The organism is Terrisporobacter mayombei (assembly GCF_020748465.1).
Lineage (GTDB): Bacteria > Bacillota > Clostridia > Peptostreptococcales > Peptostreptococcaceae > Terrisporobacter > Terrisporobacter mayombei.
Window position 1 is genome coordinate 1 of record NZ_JAHZMP010000002.1, and the last position, 25,081, is coordinate 25,081.

The window sequence follows — 25,081 nt, forward strand, 5'->3', positions numbered from 1 at the left end:
TGTTGATTAAACTGTGTATAACTTATTTGTACTGACAAAAAACTGACATTATATAAAATATAAAGTTTAGAAATGTTGCAAATACTAGTTTTATTTTTTTGTATTAGTTAAGGTATAATTAAGAAAACTTTGCTATAATTCATAAATGTAATAAGATAATCTATTTTGAAGTAAGTCAGGAGGGAGAAATTAAGATGAATATGGAAGAAAACTTAAATAGAAGTAAGTATGATAATTATTCAAAAGAAGATGGTAGATTAAATATAAAAGAAAATATTAATTATTTTACTATAGAAAAAGACAATAAAATTAATTGTCCTAAATGTGAAAGCTCAGTTAGTAAAAAAGATATTTATTGCAGGAACTGTGGTGAAATTTTAGAAAATATTAAAAGTAAAAGAGAAAAATTTATAAATCAAGAAGGGGAGAAAACAAGATTTAAAGATATAGCATCTAGTTTTGATTTAATAAATGGATTAAAGGCATCAGGTTTAGCTATTGCAATATTATTTGCTTTTTCTTTAATAATTAAATTTATATTATTTGGAAGTAATAATCAAATTAATGAATTAATAAATCCACTGCATATTATGCTTTTTAGTAATTTAGCAAGTGTGAATATTTTTATGTCACTTTTTGTGAATAGCGCTCAATCAAGTGTTAACTTTGGATTTTTAATTTTATTAATATTACCAATTGTATCAATAATATTACCATATAGAATGTTTATTAAAAAAAGAAATACATCTTTTATAGCACATATGAAAAATTCTTTAGGAGTAGCTGTAATTTATGCTCTTATGCTATGTATAATATCTAAAGTATCTCAAGTCGAAGTTAGTTTGTCTAACGGATTTAATCAAAATGGCTATGGAATTTTATTTGAATTTAGTACATTTAATGTTTTATTTAAAGGATTCATAATAAGTTTTATTTCTATGTTATTTATGGGAATGAAAAAAGAATATGAAAAAGAAAATATGATTGCTAATTTATTAAAAATGGCTTTAAAAACTATTTTTATAGGATATATATTAGTATTTATAATATCTGTAGTACTTAATTTCGCAAATATAAATTACGTTTTTGATTTAGGATTAAATTCTTATGCAAATAATATATCTTTAGGTGTACTTTTAAGTCAACTTGCGATGTATTTGTGGGCATTTGCAAATTTAGTACCTGTAAGTCTTGGTAGTGGATCATTATCAATATTATCTTTATTTAATTCGAATATTTCATTAGATTTAATTTTACTTTTAGGAGCTATGATGGCTTTATCAGCTTTAATATTTATAATAGTTGGCTGTAAAATAGAAAGTAAATATAAGAGTAAAAATATAAAACCAGTGATAATCTTTAGTGGATGTTATGCAGTAATTATGGCTATAATTGGTTTTTTAACAACTATTTATATAGGCAATAATGCAGCATCTATGCTAAGTTCTCTAAGCGCTATGCAAATGGGGTTCAACTTTATGATAGGATTTATTGCTTCATTTATATATAGCTTAATAATGACTTTAATCGGTTATAAATTAAATATTTTTAATTAATTTGGAGGAAGAAGATGAAGGATATGAAATTTTCTAATATACAAAAAGAATCAGAAAAAATAAAAATAAAAAAAAATATAAATGATTACGAGGATTTGAAAGCACAGGCATTATTAAAATTAGGAATAATGACATATGATAAAATAAGAAAAGGCGAAATAATTGACGAAGAATTTAGCTTGTTATGTGATGAAATAAAGGGTTTTGATATAGAAATTTACACAAAACATATGCAACTTAGAAGTTTTGAAGATAAAAGTAACAAGATTGTTTGTCAATGTGGTTATGTTGCTTTTAAAAACGAAAAATTTTGTCCTCAATGTGGAAAAAGTTTAATTGAAGAAGAAAAATCTTATATAATTTGTAAACATTGTAACCAAGAAACAGAAAAAGATTCAAACTTTTGTGCATGCTGTGGGAGTAAGATAAAAGAAGAATCTATAGATTATTATGATGATGAAGTTTACTTTGTAAATGAAGAAGCAAAGGTAGAAGATACTATAATTGAAGAAATACCAGAAGTAAGTATGATAGATGAAGATTTTGGAAAAGAATTTTTAAAGGAAAAAGAAGAATTAGCTTTAGAAGAAGATAATTTTGAAGATGAAATAGAAACAAATAACAATATAATAGAAACAGAATTTATAGAGATTGAAGGAAGGGAATTTTTAAAAGGTCATCAAGATAATAGACCAGAATAAAATAAAAATAAGAGATATGAAAAGGCTATAATTAAGCTTTTTATATCTCTTATTATTGTATTATAGCAATTGTTATTTACAATATTGTAAATAATAATTATTATAATATAATAATTGTAAGAAATTTGATTTATTTATTAAGATGAAATGATTAAATTTATATGGTAAAATATAGTGTAGTGAAAAATTTTGGAGGGATAATATGAAAAAAAGGAAAGCAAAGTCAAACAGTGAAAGTAAATATGATACTTTTAGTATTACTATGGAGTTAGAAAGACCTTTGCTTTACAATGATGAAAATAATGTAGACAAGAATAATAAGCTAAAGAAAGAGAATAAATCACAAATAAGAAAAAAAAGAATTATAACTCTTTTAACTGTATTAGCTCTATTTGTAATAGGTTTTTTCATATGGCTAAGCAATGGATACTCTTTACAAAAAGAAGACATGAAGTATTTACAAAGTAACTCTAAAGTTGAGGTTACTGCAAAAGGAGATTACACATACTTTACTCCAAAGAATGTAAGTGCGACAAAAGGATTTATTTTTTACCCTGGTGTAAGAGTAGATTCATCTTCTTATGCAAAACTATGTAATGATGTTGCAAGTTATGGATATAAGGTAGTAGCTGTAGATATGCCTTTTAACTATGCTAATTTTGGTAAAAACAAGGCCAATAAGGTAATTGAAGATAACCCTGAAATTACAAAGTGGGTTATAGGTGGAGATTCTCTTGGAGGAACTGTTGCTTGTGAATATGCCATAAACAATAAAAATATTGAAGGAATAGTATTAATATCATCATATCCAAGAGACAATATAAGTGAATTAGGTTTCAAGGTGTTATCTCTTTGGGGAAGTAAAGATAATGTTGTAGATTATAAAGAATTAATTAATTCTAAAGGACAACTACCAAAAGATACAAAATATGTAGAAATAGAAGGAGCCAATCATTCTCAATTTGCCAACTATGGAATGTATGGTGGAGATGAGGAAGCTTTAATAAGTAGTGATGAACAAATGGATATAACAGTGAGAAATATAGTTAATTTTTTATATAATATACAATAATAAAAGAGTTTGCATTTAGCAAACTCTTTTATATTTGTTTGTAAAGTCCCATAGTCTCCCATTTGCCTTTTTTTACATCTTTTTTTAATCCATCTGCAAACCACTGAAGATCTTTTCGTCTAATAGCTTTAAATAAAATAAGCATAATAAAATAAATAAATAAATCTAACATAATACTTACAAAAATTGAGTTTTCAATATGTAAACAATAAAGAATAATCTTTGTTGCATAACTAGATAAGGTTACGGATAAACCTGGTTTCAAAATCCAGTCAAGTATATCAAATTTGAGTTTTGTCACTTTTAATATTTTTATTACTCCTAATGATGTATTAAATGTTGTACTTATGAACAAGACTAATACAAAACCTTTTATTCCATATTTAGGTATTAAAAAAGTTATTGCACTAATTCTTACAAACATATCAATTATATTGTATTTTAAAGTTGTAACTTGCAAGTCTAGAGCGTTTAAACTACCATCGACTATTTTATCTAAGTACATAAAAGGTATCAAAGGAGCTAAAATCTTAAGCAAATAACCAACTTCTTCACTTTTATAAAGCCCTACTCCCAATTCATTGGAAAAAACAATAAATATTCCTGTAGCAAAAACTGCAATAAGCATGGTAAATTTAATTACTCTAGAAATTATATAGTTTACAGTATTTTTTTTATTTAGTGCATTTGCCTCTGCAATCTCTGGAATGATTAATGTTGAAAAAGAAGCTAAAAATATGGAAGGAAATACCAATAGGGGCATTGCCATTCCCTTTACCATACCAAAAATTGATAGCGACATAGATCCTGAAGAGCCATAGAGTCTTAATGACTTTGGTATTAGAATATCTTCTACAGTCTTCAGTGAAGTTTGTATATATGCACTAAAAGCTAAAGGTATAGCAACTCTTATAATTTTAAAAAATGAATATTTATTCGTAGTTGTTTTACATAATTTAAAATGTTTTTTTTCAAATGTGTATAATATGTAAGAATAAAAGGCAGCACATATACTTCCAATAGAATTTCCTACGGCTATGAGAGCACAAGTATAATCTAATCTTCCTGTTGAAAAAGATGTTATACATAGTGACACAATACTTATCATTACTAACGTCTCAATAATATCTGCACTTATACATTTTACTACTTTTCTACAGCCATAGAAGTATCCGTTTAAACAACAGGATATACCAACAAAAGGTAGAGAGCAAGATAAAATTTTTAATGGAATAATAGCTCTTTCATCTTGAATCCATGCTGTTGATATAAATTCTGATACGTTAAATAATAGAATTCCTGTTAATATACTGAAAAACAAAGTATATAAAATCCCTTTTATAATAATACTTTTTACTAAATGCGCATTGCCCTTTCCTAGTTCTTCTGCTATAAGTCTTGTCATAGTAACTCTTATACCAGATATTGCTAGTGTTTGGCATACAATATTAATACTCATAATAAGCTGGAATAAACCCATACCTTCCGCACCGATTTTATTTGATAAATACACCCGAAAAGCCATACCTATAAAACCAAGAGTCATAGTGGAAATGGTTAGCAATATGACGTTTATCAGTAAGTTTTTTCTTTTCATAATTATCTCCTTGTAATATATAGAAAATATTATTTTAAATTTATATATTATTTATATGCGCGAAGGAGAATAAAAAGTATAAATAAAATATCTATTTAGATTTACAATTCTTGAAGATAATTGTAAAAAAGTGTAAAATAACTTAAAGGGATATTTAAAAATACTGACATTTTTTATTAGAAGTGATTCATTTGAGAGGAGATTGTTATGGGGTTAACTTTATTAGAAAGATCTATTGATGGTGATAGAAAAGCTTTTAAAAAGTTTATGATGAGGAATAGTGAATACATCTATAAATTAGCTTATATTCATACTAAATATGAAGAAGATGCAAAAATCATAATGAAGAGAGTAATACTTTATATTGGTGATAATATTCATAAACTATCAAAATACAATAATTTTGAAAAATATATGATTAGAGTAACACTAAAGCATACAAACGAATACTTAGAAGAAGTAGGAATGATAGAGAAAAGTAATGATGATAATTATATAGATGAAAATGGATATATTGATATATTTAAAGGAATAGATTTATTAGATATTCATTTAAAGAATGTGGTTGTTTTAATATATTTTTACAATATGTCCTATAAGGATGTTGGAGAAATTCTTAATATGGATGAAAGCACTGTAAAATTGTATCTTAGAAATTCCTTAAAATTCATGAAAGATAATATAAAGGGGGATTTTGAGGATGACAAATGTGAAGCCAGATAATAATCTTTTGAGCAGTATAGATTTTAATAATCTAGAAATAGAAAAAAATATAGATATAGATATAGATAAATACATAAAAGAATTTAATGTAGATAATACTGATCTTGATTTAATACATATTCCAGATAATCTTGAAGCTAGCATCAAAATACCTTTCAAGGAAGTGAAAAAGGAAAAAAGAAAAAATCTAAGATATAAAATACTGGATCTTATCCTTGTTTTCATAATTTTATTACCAGCAATAGGAGTAATTTATCCAAAGGTTTTTATAAAAGTTCCAAAAGTATATAGTGTTTTTGAAAATATAAATGAATTTATTCAAATTGATAATTTAAAATCATTTATTGGTATTGGAAAAGAAGTTATTGAAGGTAGCGAATCTTCTTCTGTAGAAACTATTCATATAAAAGAGAAAGAAGTGGTAAAACCTAAAAGTAATAATGAAGCTATTAAACTCATTCATTCTCTAGCTAATACTTTAGTAGAAGCTGAATATAAATGGCAGTGTAGTGAAGTTACGCCTAAAACCATAGATTTGGCTTTGGAAGGTGTTGAAGAAATTAAAGATGATTATGATAGAATGCATCTAAGAAACTCTTTAACAAAATGGAAATCTGGAGATTTTTCCAATGCAGTAGAGGTGCATAACTATGTATGGGAAATGTTAGATGGAAATGTGGGTAAGGCAGAAGTATTAGATAAGGATAAAATACAAAGAATCCTAAATGAGTATTACTAAATAAGGGAGGTTGAAAATGGAAAAAAAGCTAAATCATTTCGATTCAAATGGAAATGCTATAATGGTAGATGTAACGGAGAAAAATATTACACAAAGAGAAGCAATTGCAAGTGGTAAAATATTTGTAAATGATGAAACTTTTAAAAAAATTGTAGCAGGCAATATGGCAAAAGGAGATGTTCTTGGAGTATCTAGAGTAGCAGGAATAATGGCTACTAAAAAGACATCAGATTTAATTCCTATGTGCCATCCTTTAATGTTAACAACGTCAAAAATAGATTTTGAACTTAATGAAGATGAAAAAAGTATTACAGTTATTTCTTTAGTTAAATTAGCAGGTAAAACTGGTGTAGAAATGGAAGCATTAACAGGAGTTAATGTGGCGCTTTTAACTATTTATGATATGTGTAAAGCTATAGATAAAAACATGGTGATTTCAGATATTCATTTAGTTGAAAAAACTGGTGGAAAATCTGGCAAGTTCGTATTTGAAGGAATTGATAAGTAAAGATAGGCTCTATTATCTGCATAGATAGTAGAGCCTATTTTTTATTAATTTATAAAATAATTTTATCACTATATATTAACATAAAAAATTTCATTTCCAAAATTATTTATAAATTTAACCATATCATTATAACTTATAAAAACTGTTGAAGTATTTACATTTGGGTGAACTCCTATAAGAGTTTGATTTTTTAAGTCATCATCTATAACAACATTTACGCAGTGATCCTCATCATTGATAATACCTAGAGGTGTAACGGCACCTTTTAAGAGGTTTAAATGTTTTTCTAATCTTTCTTCTGAAGCGAAACTTAGAGCACTAGATTGAATCTGTGATCTTATTGATTTTAAATCAGCTTTTTTATCTCCTTTTAGTAACACGAGATAATGACTTTTTCCATTAGAATTTTTTAAAAAAAGATTTTTAACTATATGTCCTTTTTCTTCTAAATTAAGGTTTTCCATCTCTTCAATAGTATAAACAGGAGGATGATCTATTACTTCATATTCAATATTTAGTTCATCTAATTTTTTAAAAACTTTTTCTTTCTTATCCATATATTTCTCCTTATTTAAACAGTTTATTTAAATTATAGTCATAGTTAAAAGTTTTGTACAAGAAAAACTATTAAAATAATAATTTTATAGTTATAATTAACTAATAATGCTAAAGATAAACAATAAATAAATTGAAATGGAGATAAAAATGGAAAAGTTATTTTATGATGATTCATATATTAAAAATTTTACTGCTGAAATCGAGGAAGTTAAAGAAGTGGATAATAAGTATCATGTTTTGTTAAATAAAACAGCTTTTTTCCCAGGTGGTGGAGGTCAATACTGCGATTTAGGTACTATAGATAATATAGTTGTTGCAGATGTTTATGAAGAAAATGATAAAATTTATCATATATTAGATAAAAAACCAAATAGAATTCATAAGGTAAAATGTGAGATTGATTGGGATAGAAGAGAATATGGCATGCAACATCATTTTGGTCAACATGTTATATCCGCTTGTTTTAATAATAAATATAATGCAAAAACTGTAGGTTTTCATTTAGGAAAAGAATTTTCTACTGCTGATATAGAAGGATTTTTTAAAGAGGATGACATAATAAAAATAGAAAATATGTGTAATGAGATTATTAGAGAAAACATACCTGTAGAAATTCTAAATATAAATAAAAATGAGGCTAAAAAATTAAAAATAAAAGATGATTTGTCTAAATTGAGTAAAGATATAAGAGTTGTAAAATTTGGAGATTTAGATATAAATTTATGTTGTGGTGTTCATATGAAAAATACTTTAGATTTAAGAGTTATAAAAATAAAGAAATTTGAAAAATATAAAAAAGCAACAAGAATTGAATTTTTATGTGGAACAAAAGCTATAAATGAAATGTTAAAAAGAGATAATTACTTAAATAAAATTTGTAAGTTACTTAGCAGTAATGAGGAAGATGCTTATAGAGGTATAGAAAATCTGAACAATAAATTAAATGAAATAAATAAAGAAAATAAAAAATTAGAAGAAATAGTAAGTAATTATGAAGTTAAAGAAATGATTGAAGAAGCTGAAAAGATTAACAACATGAATATTATAATTAAAACTTATGAAAATAAAAATATGAACTACATAAACAAAATAGCAAATAAAATAACAGAAAGAGATGATAATATTGGATTATTTGCTTTAATAAATAAGGATAAAATAAATTTATTATTTGCATGTTCAAAGAATTTGGAAAAAATAGATATGAATTTGTTATTAAAAGATAGTATTAAATTAGTTGACGGGAATGGTGGAGGAAGTAAAGCCCTTGCTCAAGGTGGTGGAAAAAATAATAATAATTTAGCTTCATTATTTGATTATGTAAAAATTAAAATAAAATCAATTTAACACTAAATTGCTACTATTAAATAACTTATTATTTGAAAAGATGTTACATATTAAGTATAATAAGAAGTTGAATGAAAAAAACAACTATGAAAGGACCATAAAATATGAAGAAAGAACTATTTAATGGTAAAAGACTTAAAATAGCTAGAGTATATAGAGGAAAAACTATAGATCAAGTATCGAAGGAGACAAATATAAATAAAAAGGATATATTAGCTTTTGAGGAAAATAAATATAAACCAACAGTGGAAAATGCGCTAAAACTATCAAATGTACTACATTTTCCAAGAGATTATTTCTATAGAAATGAAAATATTAAAGTGAATGTATTAGGCGCTCATTTTAATCCACAGTCAACAATACAAAGAAATGAAGAAATTTCATATAGAGAAAAATTAGTAATGATACACAAACTTTATTTGTTCTTTGAAAACTATATTCAATTTCCAGAATTACAACTTCCAGACAACATGAATAAAAATTTATCTATGGAAGAGTTGGCAGAGAGATGTAGGGAGTTCTATGAATTAGGAGAAGAACCTTTAATAAATATGGTATCATTTATGGAAGCTGTAGGAGTAGTAATTACTGCTATGAATATAGATAGAAAAGGAGCTTCTCCATATTCACAAAAACAAAGTATAAATGGAAACGAAAAATATATAGTGTCACTTGGTCATGATAAAAATTCTTTAGCTGTAAGAAATTACGATTTAGCTTATGAATTTGCATTTATAATAAGTAATGAGTTAAATATACCAGCTAAAAGATTTAATAAAGATGACTTTGCTTCTGCTCTTTTATTACCAAAGAACAGATTAATAGAAGAATTATCTAACCCTAATGAATTAGAATCGTATTTAGAAGTTAAATCTAAATTTATGGTACCACTTACTATAACTTTATATAGAGCTTATGGATTAGGATTAATTAACTATAAAAAATATAATTATTTAATGAATGAAATAAGTAAAAATGGATGGTATAAAGAAGAACCTTTGGATAATGTTAAAGCAACTCATCCAACTTGTCTTAGAAAAGCTTATAAATTACTACTAGATAACAACATAGTAAGTAAAAATACATTGATGGAAAAACTATATAATGAAAATATGATTTTATATGGTGATGATTTAGAGATACTAATGGGGCTTAAAGAAGGTTCTTTAGCTGATAAAAATGATGTAAAGGTTCTAAGCTTTAATAATAAAAATAAAAAATAATAAACTCAAAAAGAGTATTTACATAACTTGATAGTAATGAAAATACTCTTTTATTTTTCTATTTTTCAATTGATTTGTATAAATCTTTCCTTCTATGATGAAGTAGGGGAAGCTCTTCCCTGACCTTATCTACGTAATTTAAATCAATTGTATAAGTAACTAAATTTTCTTCTTCGTTTAATTCCTCAAGAATCTCACCAAAGGGAGAAACTATTAAAGAGTGACCATAAGAAATATAAGAGGAATTATAATCTCGAGAAGGAGAACATCCAATGGTAAAAACCTGATTATCTATAGCCCTAGATTTAAACATAATATGCCAATGGGCAGGACCTGTAGTTAAATTAAAAGATGCAGGAACTATTATAGCCTTAGCACCTTTATCTACCATAAGCCTTGAAAGTTCAGGGAATCTGAAGTCATAACAAATACATAAGCCTATTTTACCAAATTCTGTGTCAAATACAGTAACCTTATTACCGGCAGATAAAGTATCTGATTCTTTAAACTTTTGCTTATTTTTTATGTCTATATCAAATAAGTGCATTTTTCTATGCTTTTCTATTTTTTCCCCTTGTCTGTTAAAAACATAAGAAGTATTATAAATTTTATTTCCTTCTTTTTCTGGAATAGAACCAGCAACTAAATATATATTATTAGTTTTTGCTAGATTTGATAAGAAATTAAATGATTTACCCTTTTCCTCTTCAGCATAAATAGGGAAATTACATGAAGCATAAGGACAAGAAAACATTTCTGGCAAAATAACAATATCAGGTTTTTCAATAGAAATTTTTGAGACTAATTGAGAAGCCTTCATCAGATTTTGTTCTTTATTGTCACAGACTTTCATCTGAATTAGTCCTATTTTTAACTCCCTCATATTTTACCTCCTAAAAAGCTTAATATATGTTATATTGTGGTATATTTTCTCAAATAAAACAAGTATATTGATAAATTATATAATAGAATTATTTTTTTCAGTTGAATTAATAAGTTTTTTAATATACAATTATAAATAATTAGAATTTCCACGAAATAACATTATTATATTTTATGCCTATAAAAATTAATTTACTATAAAGATTAAAAATCAACTCTATTGGGGAAAATAAATAAAATTTACCAAGGAGTTGATTTTTTATGGAGAAAACTGCAATGTTTGCAGGAGGATGCTTCTGGTGTATGGTTGAACCATTTGAGAAACTAAAAGGTGTAAAAGACGTAAAAGTAGGTTATAGCGGAGGTACAAATAAAAATCCAACTTTCCAGATAGTTTCAAAAGAAGATAACAAGCATTTTTTAGTTGTAAAAATTATTTATGATGATGAGATTTTAACTTACAATGAGCTTCTTGAAGTTTATTTTAATTCTGTTGACCCGACTGATGAAGAAGGCCAATTTGGAGATAAATCACATTGCTTTAAAACTGCTATTTTTTACTATGATATAGACCAGTGGAGACAGGCTCAAAAGTATATCGAAGATTTAGAAGAGAATAATATATTTGGTGATTTAATTGCAACAAAATTATATGAAGCTAAAACCTTTTATGAAGCAGAAGACTTTCACCAGAATTTTTATAAAAAGAATCCGCTACTATACAGAGAATATTTAAGATTTTCTGGCAGATATGAATACTTAAAAAGAAGTTATGCCAAGAGGTATTTAAACGAATTACAATATGAAGTAACACAAAATAAATTAAGAGAAGAACCTTTTAAAAATCAATATTGTAATTATTTTAGTAAAGGAGTTTATGTAGATATATTAGATAATACTCCTTTATTTTCATCAAAGGATAAAATAAATAAAAACTATGGATGGCCTACATTTTCAAAAGCAATAAACAATAACTTAATAAAACTTATAAAAGATGAAAAAATAATGAATAAAATTGAAGTGAGAAGTAAAAAAAGTGACATACATTTGGGTTATGTTTTAAATGATACATTGGAAGATCTAAGAAATAATATTCTTTCAATTAATTCTGCAGCCATAAAATTTATACCAGAAAATAAATAATTTGAAATCACTTAAAGATATTGTGATTTTAATGTAATTATACTGATACAATTAAATAAATAAAAAATAAAAGTGAATAAAGTAATTATTCACTTTTTTTAGGGTGCAAAACTTGAAAAAATAGTAATATTAAAAATGGGAGAAACACTAGACTCAATTTTAAGTCAATATGGAGATTTTCATGAACATATTATAAAAAAAGTAAAATTGATAGGAGTCAAGTTATAATTGTTGATTGTTCAAAATAAGAAGAACTATATAACTTAGAAAACATAAAAGGAATAATAATAACTTGTTCTCAGTAAATGGTTTCTGATTATGAACCTTAGAGTGTTAAAATTTCAAAGTGGTTAAAGTTAGTTGTTAAAACAAATATTCCAGTATTAGGTATTTGCTATAGACATCAAATTTTAGCAGATATACTTGTAGGACTGCCTAAAATATTCAAAGGATATAAATCACATTCTCAAAGTGTCTTACAATTGCCAAAAGGAGCAAAACTTCTAGCGTATAATGATAATGACTCAACACAATCTTTTTCATATGAAAACCATATTCGGGCAACTTAATTTCACCCAGAATTTTTATCTGAGATAACTAAAGAAAATATAAAATTTGATAAAGAAAACATAATTAATAATGGGAAAAATTACGAAAAAATATATAATGAAGTTGAAGAACAAAAACTATGGTGAAGTTTTATTAAAAAAATTTATAGAAATTGCAAATGAAAGCTAAAAATTTAAAATCACATTAACTAAGGACTTAATTATATTGAAGATTCAATGATTGTATGCAATAATTAGAATTAACAAAAGTAATAGATAAGGGGGAGATTATTAATGGAAAAACTTACAATAAATCAAGGTATGATTAAAGTAGCAGAAATAGAAAGAAATTATAGATATAAGTCACCGAGTGTTATAAATAGAAAAAAAGCGAGCATTACGTATATATTAGAAGCTGACGGCACAAGGTTTGATTGTGACGAGAAATTTGATTTTAATAAAGAGCTTAATGAGCTTATATCCTTATCTAATAATATAGAAAAAATAAAAACAGCTATTGCTTATGCAAACAATACTACAGAAATACAAGTACTAGGAGAAACAACGACTATTCAAGGAGCTTTAAATAAAGTTAAATTGAAAAGAGAATTAGCCTTTGAATTAGAAGAGTTATTACAAAATGTAAAGGTTAGTAAAGAAAGAAAAGTAGATGCTGCAGCAACTTCTGTATATTATAAAGTTACAGAATTAAATTTTGATAGAGAAGATATGGAAAAATTAATAGAGAATCTAAATAGAGAAGTAATAGAATTGGAAGTAGCTATTAATAAAGCTAATAACGAAACTTATATAAATATTGATTAGTTTATTATGATATGGGATGTAAATCTCATACTTATAATAAAATATGCTTAGATGGATAATAATATTGTACATAAGTGTTTTAAATAACTATGAGGTAGTTATAATTATATATGATTTTATATTTTACAACTTACAACTAAAATATTAATTACAATTTAACCTTATAAATAACAATTAAAACATTTATAAAAAGAGAATTAAAAAATAATTTAAAGATAAATCCATCTAATGCATATAAAGGACATCATAAAATATTATGATGTCTTTATTTATTGCAATAAATTATTCTTTTTCCCAAGCAACCATTACAAAATCTTTACCAGTTTCTTTTTTCACCTCAGCCTCAGCTTTTTTTATTGCAGCTTCTTCATCTTTTGTAATAGATGCTATTTGATAATCTTTTTCAGTCATAATCAACCCTCCATAAAAATTGTATTTTTAATAGTATATGAAAAATTAAAAATATAATTAGTGAACTTTTACCAAAAAAAACTAAAATTAAAATTTTATAAGAATTTTTTAATTAATATGTTTAAAATTAAATGAAATTAAGATAAGATATTAATAAATGGATAATTATGGTGAATTTATATAGTAAAAAATAAATTTGTGGGGGGAAAAATGATTAATAAAAAAAATAAATATGCAATAGCAGCACTATCAGCTACGTCTGCAATTTACGCCTTAGGTGCAAGTAATGTACATGCTGATTCTAAAGTTGGAGAAGTGACGGCATATTCACTTAATGTTAGAAGTGGACCAGCAACATCATACAATGCTATAGGCGGACTTAGTAAAGGAGATAAGGTTGAGATTATATCTTCAAAAGATGGTTGGTATCAAATTAAGTATAAAAGTAAGGACGGATGGGTAAGTGGAGATTATATTACAACAAAAACTTCTTCAAATAGTTCATCTACTACAGGAAAAAAGCTTATTGCAACTGGTGGAGTAAATGTAAGAACAGGTGGTTCAACAAAATATAAAAAAATAGGGTATATTAAGAAAAATAGTAAAGTAGAGATGCTTGGTGTTGCCAGCTCTGGATGGTACAAAGTTAAATTAAGTGATGGAACCATAGGATATTCTAGTAATAAATATTTAAAAGAAAGTAATAGTAACTCGGGAAACAATTCTAATGATTCAAATAATAATGCTACTATTATAGATAGTTTAATAGCTACTGCTAATTTAAACGTTAGAACTGGTGCATCAACATCAAATAGCATTATAGGGATAGTTTATAAAGGTGATGAAGTAAGTATAGTTGAACGTACTAATAGTAATTGGTATAAAGTTAAGTTATCAAGCGGAAAAGTCGGTTATTGTTCTTCTGCTTATTTAAAATCGCAAGGTGAATTAGATTCGGCAACTAATAAACCAGAAAGTTCTAATGATATATCTTATAGCATGCAAGTTAAAGCATATGCTTATTGTACTGGAACTATAACAGCTACAGGAACAAAGCCTACATTCGGTAGAACAATAGCTATAGATCCAACAATTATTCCTTATGGGACTAGAGTATACATACCTGAGTTTGATAAAACTTTTATTGCAGAAGATTGTGGTGGAGGAATAAAAGGAAATAAAATAGATATTTATATGAATACAGAAAAAGAGTGTTTAAATTGGGGAGTGCAAAATATAACAATATATATTTTGAAGTAAAAGCTAAGTTTATCTTGGCTTTTTTTTATGTGAAAATATATATTATTTTCTTGATATAGTTTATAGCCAAATTATAATTTGCAATCTAGGAAAATGTTTACAAGTTGTGGATTAAAAGTTACAAAGAAGAAAAAAGTATAAAAAGATTTATTTTAAATTGATATTCATGGAAATGTTGCAAATGCTTATGTACAGCTATGTGTAAAAAATGGAAAATATTCATATGTGTTACTTATTTGTAACTTTTTTCTAAAAAAGGCTTTAAAAAGTTACTAAAATGTAATATTATATATGTATAGGGACAATAAAACATAGATTAAAGACGAAATAATTTTCAGTGAGATAACAACCTTAAAAATTAATATAGGGGGAAAATATATGTTTAAAAATACTTTAAAAGTTACTGCCATAGTAGGAGCATTAGTAATGACTATGGGGATTATAAAGCCGATAGAGGTAGAGGCTGCAACTGCAAATGGAACAGCAACAGCAACAATTAATGTTAGATCTGGTGCTTCAACTAAATATAAATCAATAGGAAAAATTGAAAAAGGAACAAAAGTTAAAATACTATCTACTAAAAATGGATGGCATAGAGTTAAGTATAGCAATAAGACAGGGTGGTCTAGTGGAAAGTATATAAAAAAATCAAGTTCATCTTCAAACGTTAAAAAGAGATTAACAGTTAAAGCTTATGCGTATACAGGTGGAGGATATACAGCTACAGGAACTAAGGCAAAGTATGGAACTTTAGCAGTAGACCCAAAGGTTATACCATATGGAACAAAGGTATATATAAAAGAATTGGATAAAGTATTCACAGCAGAAGACTGTGGTGGAGGAATAAAAGGAAATAAGGTAGATATATACATGAACTCTTCAGCAGCTTGTAACAATTGGGGAGTTAGAACAATAACATTAGAAATATTAAAATAATAATTAAAAGCAAGGCTAAGCCTTGTTTTTATTTTTTTATAAAATATATAAATTGCAAAATAAATAATTTAATATAGGAACAATATAATTAATTTGTCATATAATATACTGTAAATAACTTTATAATAAAATTATTTTATAGGAGATGTATTGTATGGCTAAGGTTACAAAACCTGTTACTGATGTAGGTAAAGAAGTTATAAATGGAGTAGGAAATGTTACAAAAGAAACTATAAATACAGGCGTAAATGTGGGAAAAGATGTAATTAACGGAGTAGGAAATGTGGCGAAAGAAACTATAAATACTGGTGTAAATGTAGGAAAAGCTGTTAAAGACAATGTGAAAGGTGTAAAAAATAATATAAAAAAATAAGGTGCATTTAGCACCTTATTTTTTTAAGTATTCTTCACCATTAACCTTTAAAGAATATGGTGAATAATTTTTTAGTATCATATCGAAATTTATATCACCTTTGTCTGGGATATTGAAATATCCTCTAGCAAAGACTAAGCTACCATTTTTATGAAGTTGTTCAACATTAACCTTATATTTGACCCCTAAAGTACCTTGTATCGATTCTTTTACAATAGAAGAGTATGTTGACACATCAGAATTTGATAAGTTTTGACTTTCCACCTTAAAATTATAATCATTTGATTGAACATAGGAAGGATTATAGAATTTTTGCCACAAATACGTACCGACAAATACAATTGATGCTACTATGATAATTCCAAGGATTTTCTTTCTAAACTTAAATACTCTAGAATTAAATATTTTTCGCTTTTTAGATTCAAGGGCTTTCATTTTTTTGTGCTCTTGATATCCAATCACTTTGTGATTTTTACTAAGCTTACTAATGTGTAGTTTAGAAATCTTATTTTTGCCTTCATATTCAGTCTTTTTTTCAATGAACTTTATTGTATTATCTACATTAGCTTGTTTCATTGCCCCTCCCCCTTTTTATATTCCCTTTAACATAATAATACTATAGGATAATTGAAAAAAACAAGGAACATGGCTAATTATTATGTAAAAAAAAGTATATTTGTAACAAAAAAATAATACAAAAATTTATTAATTTAAAATTATCATAAAAACAAGTTATTAGTTAAACTATTAATATGTATTATAGTAACGTATGTTCTGTATATGATTTTTAAATAGAGCTATATATTCATGATAAAAACTAACCTCTTATTTCTTTTTTTGAAACGCTTGTTTTAACAGATACAGAGGGGATTTTACCTAATTTACCTGTTAAATTATTTATTGTATCCATATCACCAACAACAGTAACTGCGATGACAGACACTCCTTCATCATCAAAAGGAATACCCATTCTTCCTTTAATAATTCCTTTAAATCCACCTAAAATCTTGTTAAACTCTTGTTGACATCTTTCTGGTTCATCTAAAACAGCACTTATTACCGCTACACGACTCATATGTATTCACCCCTTTAAAAAGTATTTATTAGATTAAAATTAAAAAAAGCTTTCGGTTTTATTTTAACAGTATAATAGTGATAAATCTACAAAAGCTAGTATTTTATTGCTATTAACTAAAAATTTCTACAAAAAACGAAAATATACTTGATAACGAATAAGTGTTCGTATATAATAATTGTATAGAACGAACATTTGGTACGGACGTTTGGAGGAAATTATTTTTAAAACTTATCATATTAGTACAAGCATATTAATATAATGAATTAAAATTATTTATTTTTAGGAGTGATAAATTATGGGAAAATTAATAGCTAATGAAAAAAGAATAGAAGATATAACCTTAGACAATATAAAAAAAGGTGAAGTGACATTAATACAATTAAATGAAATATATAATAAAATGGGGTTTGTATTTGTAGCTGATTCAGGCAGATTTACTGGAATAAAAAAAGAAAGAATACATTAATTAAATGAATTGTTTATATATAAAATATTTAAGAGGCCTATACTTGGGTAGATATTAAGTATAGGTTTTTTATGTGGAAAAAATATCATATTCTAGTGGGAAAATGTGTAACAATATAGTTACATCTTGAAAAAATTTGTTGTTTATAAGTTGATTATAAAATATAATGCTTTGTAGGGATGAGGTGATGTTATGAGTGACGATATAAAAAATAAGTCAGCTAAAAAAGATAAAAGTAAATTATATAAAAGACTGGGAATAGCAGTAAGTATTATAGTAGTAATTATTTGTATATCATTAAATTCTTTTACTAAAAAGTCTTTATATAATGGTAAAATAGCTGATAATATTTTTATACAAGGTGTAGAAGTATCTCATATGAGTAAAGAAGAAGCTATAGAAGCTATAAATAAAAAATACAAGCCACAAAATTTAAATTTGAGTTATGATAATAATAATTATGAAATTGGTTTTGAGGATATTGATTTAAAGTATAATACTGAAGAATTAGTAGAAAAAGCTTACAATAGCACAAGATCAGGTTCTTACTTCAATGACATTGCTTCTTATATAAGTATGAGCATGGAATCAGGAGGAGAAAAATATACTATAAAGGCGACTTATGATGAGGAAAAACTTGATAAATATCTTGCTAATGTTGCTAATGAAATTAATCAAGATTTTAAAAATGCCTCAATAAGTATAGGCAGTGGCATAAGTGTTAATCCTTCAAGTACAGGTTTGAAATTTGAAACAAAAGAAAACAAAGAATTAGTAATGGAAGCTTTAAATAACAAAAAATATGAGACCATAGACTTAAAAGTAAGTGTTACAAAACCCAAAATATCTACTGAAGATGTATCGAGCATAGATACATGTTTAGCATCATTTTCAACTACTTTTAATTCTGGCTTAGTAGAAAGATCATATAATATAGGGTTATCAGCTCAAAGATGTAATAATGTTATACTAAAACCAGGAGAAACATTTTCATATAATGAACATACAGGAATGAGAGTTCTTAGCAATGGGTACAAGAAGGCTTCTGTTATAATAGGTGATCAGTATGAAGATGCACCAGGAGGCGGAGTATGCCAAACATCTACGACATTATTTAATGCAGCCCTATTATCAGGATTACAAATAGATCAAGTGAGAAATCATTCTAAGACATCTGCATATGTTCCTAGAGGTAGAGATGCTATGGTTAATGATGGAGATAGTGATTTAAAATTCACAAATAACTTTGATCATGCTGTATATGTTCAATGTTATAGAAGTGGAAGTAGTGTTGGTGCAGCAGTATATGGTGCATCACAAGATAAAGTTGCTGTAAATATAAAAGTTGATAATTTTACTTACAACGGTAGACCGGCTGCCAAAACATATAGAACTATAACTAAAAATGGAAAAAGTAAGACATCATATATTTATACAAGCGTGTATAAGGAATAATAAAAGAGATGAACTCTACAAGAGTTCATCTCTTTTTCCTTGGAATTATCTTATTACTTTTAGGCACTACCTTTTGTATATGAAAAATTTATTTGAACCTTTCAACTGCTATGTTAAAGTTTTTTATAAAGGTATTTGGTAAAGATAGAAAAATATGTAATATATTGGTATAATTTATATATGATATGAAATAAAGGAGGTGTATATGTTGAGATATATTTCGAATAGATATGTGGTATTGGATAATGATGAGGAAGTTGTATTGGGTAAATTTTATAAGGCTAGAGATTTACAAGAGGATATTTTAGTTTTTATTCAAATTATAAGAGATGATAAGTATATTAATGAAAAATTTTTACCTAATTTAATAGATGAGTCAATGACTTTGTTACAAATTAATTCTGTTAATATTGCTAAAATACTAGATTTGGGAACTCATTACACTGAAAATGAAAGGTGCTATTATATAGTAAGCGAATTTTTTGCTGGTATTGAGCTTAGAAAAGTTATAAAGGGTAATTATATGGATTTAAATAGTATTGTTAAAATATCTAGAAAAATTCTAAGAGCACTAGATACGTCTTACAACCATAAACTTTATCATGGATCATTAACAGAAGATAATATTTTTGTAGATGAAAATTATAATGTGAAAATATATGATTTTGGTATAACTCAAGCAAATAAGGGTGTTAATATTAGGAAGGATAATAGTATAGGATTTTTATGCCCTCATCAGATTAATATTAATTATACAGATATGGAGAGTGATTTTTTTTCCTTAGGTGTAATTCTATTTGATGCAATCTTTAAAAAAATGCCCTTTAGTATTGGTAAAAATGAGGAGGAAATGTTAAAATTAATTGATAGAGGAATTGACTGGAATACTGTGGCTATTAATACTGAAAATATTGCCTTAGTAAATATGGTCAAGAAACTTATTAGGAGAACTGAAAAATATAATAATGTAAAAGAAGTACTAATTGACTTGAGTAAGTTTATGTATGTTAAAGCTGATATTGAAGAAAATAGTATAAGCACTTTACAACAATGCGAAAGCGATAAAAATCATAATAAATATCAAGGAAAGTTTTTTCAAAAAGCATTGTTGCTTGTTTTAACATTAACAATTTTAGTCACAGTTATTATTCGGTTTCAGTAGCATGAAAATAATTATTTATCAGGAGAAAAAATATGAAAGTAAATTGGAATTCAAAGTACAACACTATATCAGTATATGCATTAATAGTAATCTGCTGTAGTATAATTTTTTATTTTGTAGCATCTCAAATAGGATCTTTTAGTGAAAAGATTAGTATTGCAATTGGCATATTATATCCTTTCATAATAGGATTTGCCATTGCTTATTTACTTAATTTTATTTTAGATTTTTATGAAGTAAAGATGCTAGGTAAAGTTCAGTGGTTTAGAAACTTAAGAAAAGGACAAAAAAGAAGTATAGGGTTATTATTAACATATTTAACAGCTATGGGTATATGTTACTTATTTATACACTTTATAGTTCCTCAATTAATAGAAAGTATAATGGGATTTGTTAATGAAGTTCCTCAATATGTAGATAATGTTACTAAACTATTTAATGATTTAATTAATGAAACAAATGTAAGCCCCGAATACGCGGCACTAATACAAGAGCAAATAGATAAATACATACAATTTGTTATGGATTTTGCAAAGGAAATAATTCCTATTGTAGGAAATACGGTAAAAGTAATTGCATCAAGTATATGGAATATAGTTCTTGGAATGGTTATTTCTGTATATTTATTAATAGATAAAGAAAACTTCTTTGCTATAAATAGAAAAATTACATGTGCACTGTTCTCAACTAAAACTGCAAATAGAATATTTGAATTAACTTATAGAAGTAATGAAACTTTTGGTAAATTCCTAAGTGGTAAAATAATTGACTCGGCTATTATAGGAGTATTAAGTTTTGTGGTATTCTCAGTATTTAAGATGCCATACACATTATTGATCTCTGTAATAATAGGTGTGACTAACATAATTCCATTCTTTGGACCATTTATTGGAGCGATACCATCATTTATTATAATTTTATTTGTTTCCCCAACTAAAGCATTAATATTCTTGTTACTAGTATTCATAATACAACAAATTGACGGAAATATTATAGGGCCAAAAATACTAGGAGATTCAATTGGAATATCAGCATTTTGGATATTATTTGCTATACTTGTGGCAGGTAAATTCTTAGGCATAGTGGGAATGATAATAGGTGTACCTTTATTTGCCATTGTTTATTCAATTATAAAAGAAGATGTTGAGTACAAACTGAAGATTAAAGAATTACCAACAGACACCAAAGATTATATAGATAAAGTGTAGCAAAAAGTAAATCAAGGGGAGATGTTATTATGAAGAAAAAAGGGGTTTTTATTTTAACACTGTTGATGATGGTTTTGTTAACGGTTAATGCATTTGCAGATAATATAGATAGTGCATCTAATTATTTTGCTTTCAATGAAGATATAAATATCTCAAAAGAAGTTTTAGGTGATATTTATTCTGCAGGTAAAAAGATTACTGTAAAAGATAATGTAAATGGTGATGTTATAGCTCTTGGTGAGAGCATAGATATCACAAGTAATGAGCTAAATGGAAATATAAGATGTGGAGCACAGACTTTAAATATTAACAGCAAGGATGTAAAAAATATAACTTCTTTTGGTCAAAATATCAACATAGGTAAAAAAACTACTGCAAAGGCCATTTATGTTTCAGGCGAGAATATTAATTTCAAAGGTAGTTGTGAGGGACTCTACGCTACAGGTGACACAATAATAATAAATGGGAAAATTAATGGTGATGTTAGCGTAACTTGTGATGAATTAATTATTGCTGATAATGGTGAAATCACAGGGAATATAAAAGTGAGCTCACCTAAAGAACCTATTGTAAACTCCAATGTATCTATGGATGACATACAATATACGAAGATAGAAAATTCAACTAATGAGAGTAAATTAAAAACTTTTTTAGGTTTTGGAACTATTCTATCGATTTTAGGATCTTTAATATTTGGAGTGCTTTTATACTCCATATTTAAAAAATTCTTTATAAAAAGTAGTGATTTATTAGTGAAAGAACCACTTCCAATAGTTTTAGGAGGTATGGCATCATTTATATTAATGCCTATAGCTAGTTTATTGTTATTTCTAACTATAATAGCTTTACCTATTGGAGTAATATCACTAATTATGTACTTCATAGTAGTTTATTTGTCACCTGTGATTATGGGAATAGTGCTTGGGAGATTAATACTTAAGAATAAAAATCCATACCTGCAGCTTTTAGTTGGTATATTAGTGGTAAGCTTACTAAGCCTTTTACCAATGATAGGTTGTTTTGTATGGGTAGTAAGTGGAATGATTGCCCAAGGATTAATAGTATATTCATTTTGTCAATCAATAAAGTATAAAGAAAAAAGAATAGAAACACACTAATAAAAAATATGGGTTATTTTCAACCCATATTTTTTATTTATTAAAAATGAAATTGATAGTTTAATTTTTTAAGCTGTAAGATTAGGACAATCATTAAATATAAATCTTGATAACTATGAAGAAGTATAACTCTTACTTAAATCAAGCATATTAAATAATTTTATATGGAAATTTAAATTAATTATTTGACAAGTATTAGAAGATAATATACTATTATTGTTACAAGTTAACAAGTCAATAATCTGATGAAGCTTTACAGAAGAGTTGTCTTAGGACACACCGAAGGAGTCATACTCTCAGGTACTTTTTATAAAAGTGGGACTGTAAAGAATAGGAAACTCTGGAGAGACCCGTAAAGGGAGCCGAAGGGGCAAGGCTTAACTGCTCAATCTCTCAGGCAAAAGGACAGAGAATATACATAAAGCATACTTATGCTTTTCTTTAATATGTATGAAATCCTATACTAAATTATCTTTATGATTTAGTATTTTTTAGTTTGAATGAAATTACAGCTTATTTCATTTGCAGATAAACTGTAATCTCAAACTATTTAATGGAAAATAGAGGGATACTTTTATAGTTCATACATATTCGAAATTATTATATTTTTAGCAAACTGCATGTTATTATTGTATGCAGGATGCAATTTATCCTTGTCTTTATTCATAAAGGATTATGTGATTTTGTACTTAAATTATTTAATTACAAAAGGAGTGTTTTTTATGGATTTTCTTAACTTATTAAACCAGGTGGATAGCTTTATATGGGGACCACCATTATTAGTCTTGCTAGTAGGTACAGGTATTTATCTTACAGTAAGATTGGGACTAATACAAATTATCAGATTACCTAAAGCATTAAAATTAATTTTTAAAGCTGAAAATGAGGGTAATGGAGATATTTCAAGTTTTGGAGCTTTATGTACAGCTCTTGCAGCAACAATAGGAACAGGTAATATAGTTGGAGTTGCTACAGCAATTAAAGCTGGTGGACCAGGTGCATTATTTTGGATGTGGCTTGCTGCCTTCTTTGGAATGGCAACTAAGTATTCTGAAGGTTTACTTGCTATAAAATTTAGAACTAAAGATAAAAATGGCCAAGTATCTGGTGGTCCAATGTACTATATAGTAAATGGTATGGGGGAAAAATGGAGACCTTTAGCATCATTCTTTGCTGTAAGTGGTATATTAGTAGCACTTTTAGGGATTGGTACTTTTTCACAAGTTAATTCAATTACAGATGCAGTACAAGGTTCTTTTAACATAGACCCCAAAATAACAGGAGTTATATTGTCAATTTGTGTTGCTTTAGTTGTATTTGGAGGGCTACAAAGTATATCAAAGGTGGCGACTAAAATAGTTCCTTTTATGACAGTAGCATATATATTAATATGTCTTACTATTTTGGGTAAATCTTATACATTAATACCAGAAACATTTGTATTAATATTTAAAAGTGCTTTTACTGGTCAAGCAGCTGCGGGAGGTTTTATTGGAGCAACTGTATCAATGGCTATTAGAAATGGTATAGCTCGTGGTGTATTTTCAAATGAATCAGGTCTTGGTAGTGCTCCAATTGCAGCTGCTGCAGCAAAAACTAAGTGGCCAGCAGAGCAAGGTCTAATATCAATGACAGGAACATTTATAGATAGTATAATAATTTGTACCTTAACAGGAGTATCTTTAATAATTTCAGGTGTTTGGCAAAGTGATTTAAATGGAGCCATAATGACTCAATCAGCTTTTGCATCAGTACTTCCAAATTTAGGACCGATACTTTTAACAATAAGTTTAAGTTTATTTGCATTTACAACTATCCTTGGATGGAGTTATTATGGAGAAAGATGTTTTGAATTTTTATTTGGAGTTAAAAAAATAAATTTGTTTAGAGGTTTATTTGTACTTATGGTGTTGCTTGGTGCATTTTTAAAATTAGAAGTGGTTTGGGTTATAGCTGATATTGTAAACGGTCTTATGGCACTACCAAATTTAATTGCTTTACTTGCTTTATCTCCAATAATCATATCTGAAACTAAATTATACCTAGATTATTTGGATGAAAAAAATAAATCAGATAGAGAAAAAATAAGCTAAAATAACAGATTTTGAATATTTCAATGAAGTTTTAAAAAACTTTTATTTTTTTATAAAAAAGGTACTCAAAATAGAACTTAACCTTTGTATATATAGTGTAAA

25 protein-coding genes and 1 riboswitch are annotated in these 25,081 nt (G+C 26.5%); of the genes, 19 read left to right on the forward strand and 6 right to left on the reverse strand.

Features of this window, described 5'->3' with window-relative positions:
- Window positions 1-194: 194 nt before the first annotated feature.
- The 3 genes from K0039_RS06280 to K0039_RS06290 all read left to right on the forward strand — a co-directional run bounded on the left by K0039_RS06280 (window position 195) and on the right by K0039_RS06290 (window position 3,329).
- Window positions 195-1,556, forward strand: coding sequence for a hypothetical protein (locus K0039_RS06280; RefSeq protein ID WP_228104204.1), 1,362 nt, complete (start codon window positions 195-197; stop codon window positions 1,554-1,556).
- A 14-nt stretch (window positions 1,557-1,570) separates the two neighbouring features.
- A complete protein-coding gene (locus K0039_RS06285) occupies window positions 1,571-2,257 on the forward strand; it encodes a zinc ribbon domain-containing protein (RefSeq protein WP_228104205.1) in 687 nt (228 codons plus the stop codon).
- Between the two features lie 202 nt (window positions 2,258-2,459).
- On the forward strand, window positions 2,460-3,329 hold the full coding sequence (locus K0039_RS06290; protein ID WP_228104206.1) for an alpha/beta hydrolase: 870 nt from the start codon (window positions 2,460-2,462) through the stop codon (window positions 3,327-3,329).
- 28 nt (window positions 3,330-3,357) lie between these two features.
- On the opposite strand, the gene K0039_RS06295 is transcribed toward K0039_RS06290, so the two are convergent.
- Window positions 3,358-4,926: an oligosaccharide flippase family protein gene (locus K0039_RS06295; protein WP_228104207.1), complete on the reverse strand. Its 1,569-nt coding sequence runs from the start codon at window positions 4,924-4,926 to the stop codon at window positions 3,358-3,360.
- Window positions 4,927-5,133: 207 nt separating this feature from the next.
- Here K0039_RS06295 and K0039_RS06300 point away from each other — a divergent pair, with 207 nt between their 5' ends.
- Genes K0039_RS06300 through moaC form a run of 3 tightly spaced genes read left to right on the forward strand, consistent with a single transcriptional unit; the run spans window position 5,134 to window position 6,896 of the window.
- Entirely contained in the window at window positions 5,134-5,649 is a 516-nt protein-coding gene (locus K0039_RS06300) for an RNA polymerase sigma factor (RefSeq protein ID WP_228104208.1), read from the forward strand.
- Window positions 5,627-6,388 (forward strand): DUF6241 domain-containing protein, encoded by a 762-nt coding sequence (locus K0039_RS06305; protein ID WP_228104209.1) that lies wholly within the window; start codon window positions 5,627-5,629, stop codon window positions 6,386-6,388. Before K0039_RS06300 ends, K0039_RS06305 begins: the two co-directional genes overlap by 23 nt.
- Window positions 6,389-6,404: 16 nt before the next feature.
- Entirely contained in the window at window positions 6,405-6,896 is a 492-nt protein-coding gene (gene moaC / locus K0039_RS06310; RefSeq protein WP_228104210.1) for a cyclic pyranopterin monophosphate synthase MoaC, read from the forward strand.
- 68 nt (window positions 6,897-6,964) lie between these two features.
- Here moaC and K0039_RS06315 read toward each other — a convergent pair whose 3' ends face one another.
- Window positions 6,965-7,453: a prolyl-tRNA synthetase associated domain-containing protein gene (locus K0039_RS06315; protein WP_228104211.1), complete on the reverse strand. Its 489-nt coding sequence runs from the start codon at window positions 7,451-7,453 to the stop codon at window positions 6,965-6,967.
- Between the two features lie 148 nt (window positions 7,454-7,601).
- Here K0039_RS06315 and K0039_RS06320 point away from each other — a divergent pair, with 148 nt between their 5' ends.
- Together K0039_RS06320 and K0039_RS06325 are read left to right on the forward strand one after the other, a co-directional pair.
- The gene (locus K0039_RS06320; RefSeq protein WP_228104212.1) at window positions 7,602-8,798 is read left to right on the forward strand and encodes a DHHA1 domain-containing protein; all 1,197 of its coding nucleotides are present in this window, start codon (window positions 7,602-7,604) and stop codon (window positions 8,796-8,798) included.
- 104 nt (window positions 8,799-8,902) lie between these two features.
- A complete protein-coding gene (locus K0039_RS06325; RefSeq protein WP_228104213.1) occupies window positions 8,903-10,021 on the forward strand; it encodes an XRE family transcriptional regulator in 1,119 nt (372 codons plus the stop codon).
- Between the two features lie 58 nt (window positions 10,022-10,079).
- Here the strand turns inward: K0039_RS06325 and K0039_RS06330 are convergent, their stop codons facing one another.
- Window positions 10,080-10,904, reverse strand: a complete 825-nt coding sequence (locus tag K0039_RS06330; RefSeq protein WP_228104214.1) for a carbon-nitrogen hydrolase family protein — start codon at window positions 10,902-10,904, stop codon at window positions 10,080-10,082.
- Between the two features lie 260 nt (window positions 10,905-11,164).
- Here K0039_RS06330 and msrA point away from each other — a divergent pair, with 260 nt between their 5' ends.
- Both msrA and K0039_RS06340 read left to right on the forward strand, forming a co-directional pair.
- Window positions 11,165-12,046, forward strand: a complete 882-nt coding sequence (gene msrA, locus K0039_RS06335) for a peptide-methionine (S)-S-oxide reductase MsrA (protein ID WP_228104215.1) — start codon at window positions 11,165-11,167, stop codon at window positions 12,044-12,046.
- Between the two features lie 842 nt (window positions 12,047-12,888).
- On the forward strand, window positions 12,889-13,419 hold the full coding sequence (locus K0039_RS06340) for a hypothetical protein (protein WP_228104216.1): 531 nt from the start codon (window positions 12,889-12,891) through the stop codon (window positions 13,417-13,419).
- Window positions 13,420-13,701: 282 nt separating this feature from the next.
- Here the strand turns inward: K0039_RS06340 and K0039_RS21950 are convergent, their stop codons facing one another.
- Window positions 13,702-13,830 (reverse strand): hypothetical protein, encoded by a 129-nt coding sequence (locus tag K0039_RS21950; protein ID WP_265589433.1) that lies wholly within the window; start codon window positions 13,828-13,830, stop codon window positions 13,702-13,704.
- Window positions 13,831-14,040: 210 nt separating this feature from the next.
- Here K0039_RS21950 and K0039_RS06345 point away from each other — a divergent pair, with 210 nt between their 5' ends.
- The 3 genes from K0039_RS06345 (at window position 14,041) to K0039_RS06355 (ending at window position 16,399) form a co-directional block, all read left to right on the forward strand.
- On the forward strand, window positions 14,041-15,090 hold the full coding sequence (locus K0039_RS06345) for an SH3 domain-containing protein (protein ID WP_228104217.1): 1,050 nt from the start codon (window positions 14,041-14,043) through the stop codon (window positions 15,088-15,090).
- 378 nt (window positions 15,091-15,468) lie between these two features.
- Window positions 15,469-16,026, forward strand: a complete 558-nt coding sequence (locus K0039_RS06350) for a 3D domain-containing protein (protein ID WP_228104218.1) — start codon at window positions 15,469-15,471, stop codon at window positions 16,024-16,026.
- 154 nt (window positions 16,027-16,180) lie between these two features.
- Complete coding sequence (locus tag K0039_RS06355) at window positions 16,181-16,399, forward strand: hypothetical protein (RefSeq protein WP_228104219.1); 219 nt, start codon at window positions 16,181-16,183, stop codon at window positions 16,397-16,399.
- A 15-nt stretch (window positions 16,400-16,414) separates the two neighbouring features.
- Here the strand turns inward: K0039_RS06355 and K0039_RS06360 are convergent, their stop codons facing one another.
- Window positions 16,415-16,975, reverse strand: coding sequence for a hypothetical protein (locus K0039_RS06360; protein WP_228104220.1), 561 nt, complete (start codon window positions 16,973-16,975; stop codon window positions 16,415-16,417).
- Window positions 16,976-17,216: 241 nt separating this feature from the next.
- The gene (locus tag K0039_RS06365; RefSeq protein WP_228104221.1) at window positions 17,217-17,474 is read right to left on the reverse strand and encodes a TM1266 family iron-only hydrogenase system putative regulator; all 258 of its coding nucleotides are present in this window, start codon (window positions 17,472-17,474) and stop codon (window positions 17,217-17,219) included.
- Between the two features lie 298 nt (window positions 17,475-17,772).
- Between K0039_RS06365 and K0039_RS06370 the strand changes: the two genes are divergently transcribed.
- From K0039_RS06370 to K0039_RS06395, 6 genes are all read left to right on the forward strand, one after another.
- Complete coding sequence (locus K0039_RS06370) at window positions 17,773-17,943, forward strand: hypothetical protein (RefSeq protein ID WP_228104222.1); 171 nt, start codon at window positions 17,773-17,775, stop codon at window positions 17,941-17,943.
- A 192-nt stretch (window positions 17,944-18,135) separates the two neighbouring features.
- The gene (locus K0039_RS06375; protein ID WP_228104223.1) at window positions 18,136-19,398 is read left to right on the forward strand and encodes a VanW family protein; all 1,263 of its coding nucleotides are present in this window, start codon (window positions 18,136-18,138) and stop codon (window positions 19,396-19,398) included.
- Window positions 19,399-19,603: 205 nt separating this feature from the next.
- On the forward strand, window positions 19,604-20,560 hold the full coding sequence (locus tag K0039_RS06380; protein ID WP_228104224.1) for a protein kinase domain-containing protein: 957 nt from the start codon (window positions 19,604-19,606) through the stop codon (window positions 20,558-20,560).
- A gap of 32 nt (window positions 20,561-20,592) precedes the next feature.
- On the forward strand, window positions 20,593-21,768 hold the full coding sequence (locus K0039_RS06385) for an AI-2E family transporter (RefSeq protein ID WP_228104225.1): 1,176 nt from the start codon (window positions 20,593-20,595) through the stop codon (window positions 21,766-21,768).
- A 29-nt stretch (window positions 21,769-21,797) separates the two neighbouring features.
- Window positions 21,798-22,886 carry a DUF8173 domain-containing protein gene (locus tag K0039_RS06390; RefSeq protein ID WP_228104226.1) on the forward strand — a complete coding sequence of 363 codons (1,089 nt, stop codon included), beginning with the start codon at window positions 21,798-21,800 and terminating at the stop codon, window positions 22,884-22,886.
- 330 nt (window positions 22,887-23,216) lie between these two features.
- Window positions 23,217-23,305: riboswitch (glycine riboswitch) on the forward strand.
- 303 nt (window positions 23,306-23,608) lie between these two features.
- Window positions 23,609-24,979, forward strand: a complete 1,371-nt coding sequence (locus K0039_RS06395) for an alanine/glycine:cation symporter family protein (protein WP_228104227.1) — start codon at window positions 23,609-23,611, stop codon at window positions 24,977-24,979.
- Window positions 24,980-25,081: the final 102 nt, after the last annotated feature.

Coding starts and splice junctions, on each gene's coding strand:
- K0039_RS06280 (WP_228104204.1), top strand. CDS start 195: ATGAATATGGAAGAAAACTTAAATAGAAGTAAGTATGATAATTATTCA.
- K0039_RS06285 (WP_228104205.1), top strand. CDS start 1,571: ATGAAGGATATGAAATTTTCTAATATACAAAAAGAATCAGAAAAAATA.
- K0039_RS06290 (WP_228104206.1), top strand. CDS start 2,460: ATGAAAAAAAGGAAAGCAAAGTCAAACAGTGAAAGTAAATATGATACT.
- K0039_RS06295 (WP_228104207.1), bottom strand. CDS start 4,926: ATGAAAAGAAAAAACTTACTGATAAACGTCATATTGCTAACCATTTCC.
- K0039_RS06300 (WP_228104208.1), top strand. CDS start 5,134: ATGGGGTTAACTTTATTAGAAAGATCTATTGATGGTGATAGAAAAGCT.
- K0039_RS06305 (WP_228104209.1), top strand. CDS start 5,627: ATGACAAATGTGAAGCCAGATAATAATCTTTTGAGCAGTATAGATTTT.
- moaC (WP_228104210.1), top strand. CDS start 6,405: ATGGAAAAAAAGCTAAATCATTTCGATTCAAATGGAAATGCTATAATG.
- K0039_RS06315 (WP_228104211.1), bottom strand. CDS start 7,453: ATGGATAAGAAAGAAAAAGTTTTTAAAAAATTAGATGAACTAAATATT.
- K0039_RS06320 (WP_228104212.1), top strand. CDS start 7,602: ATGGAAAAGTTATTTTATGATGATTCATATATTAAAAATTTTACTGCT.
- K0039_RS06325 (WP_228104213.1), top strand. CDS start 8,903: ATGAAGAAAGAACTATTTAATGGTAAAAGACTTAAAATAGCTAGAGTA.
- K0039_RS06330 (WP_228104214.1), bottom strand. CDS start 10,904: ATGAGGGAGTTAAAAATAGGACTAATTCAGATGAAAGTCTGTGACAAT.
- msrA (WP_228104215.1), top strand. CDS start 11,165: ATGGAGAAAACTGCAATGTTTGCAGGAGGATGCTTCTGGTGTATGGTT.
- K0039_RS06340 (WP_228104216.1), top strand. CDS start 12,889: ATGGAAAAACTTACAATAAATCAAGGTATGATTAAAGTAGCAGAAATA.
- K0039_RS21950 (WP_265589433.1), bottom strand. CDS start 13,830: ATGACTGAAAAAGATTATCAAATAGCATCTATTACAAAAGATGAAGAA.
- K0039_RS06345 (WP_228104217.1), top strand. CDS start 14,041: ATGATTAATAAAAAAAATAAATATGCAATAGCAGCACTATCAGCTACG.
- K0039_RS06350 (WP_228104218.1), top strand. CDS start 15,469: ATGTTTAAAAATACTTTAAAAGTTACTGCCATAGTAGGAGCATTAGTA.
- K0039_RS06355 (WP_228104219.1), top strand. CDS start 16,181: ATGGCTAAGGTTACAAAACCTGTTACTGATGTAGGTAAAGAAGTTATA.
- K0039_RS06360 (WP_228104220.1), bottom strand. CDS start 16,975: ATGAAACAAGCTAATGTAGATAATACAATAAAGTTCATTGAAAAAAAG.
- K0039_RS06365 (WP_228104221.1), bottom strand. CDS start 17,474: ATGAGTCGTGTAGCGGTAATAAGTGCTGTTTTAGATGAACCAGAAAGA.
- K0039_RS06370 (WP_228104222.1), top strand. CDS start 17,773: ATGGGAAAATTAATAGCTAATGAAAAAAGAATAGAAGATATAACCTTA.
- K0039_RS06375 (WP_228104223.1), top strand. CDS start 18,136: ATGAGTGACGATATAAAAAATAAGTCAGCTAAAAAAGATAAAAGTAAA.
- K0039_RS06380 (WP_228104224.1), top strand. CDS start 19,604: ATGTTGAGATATATTTCGAATAGATATGTGGTATTGGATAATGATGAG.
- K0039_RS06385 (WP_228104225.1), top strand. CDS start 20,593: ATGAAAGTAAATTGGAATTCAAAGTACAACACTATATCAGTATATGCA.
- K0039_RS06390 (WP_228104226.1), top strand. CDS start 21,798: ATGAAGAAAAAAGGGGTTTTTATTTTAACACTGTTGATGATGGTTTTG.
- K0039_RS06395 (WP_228104227.1), top strand. CDS start 23,609: ATGGATTTTCTTAACTTATTAAACCAGGTGGATAGCTTTATATGGGGA.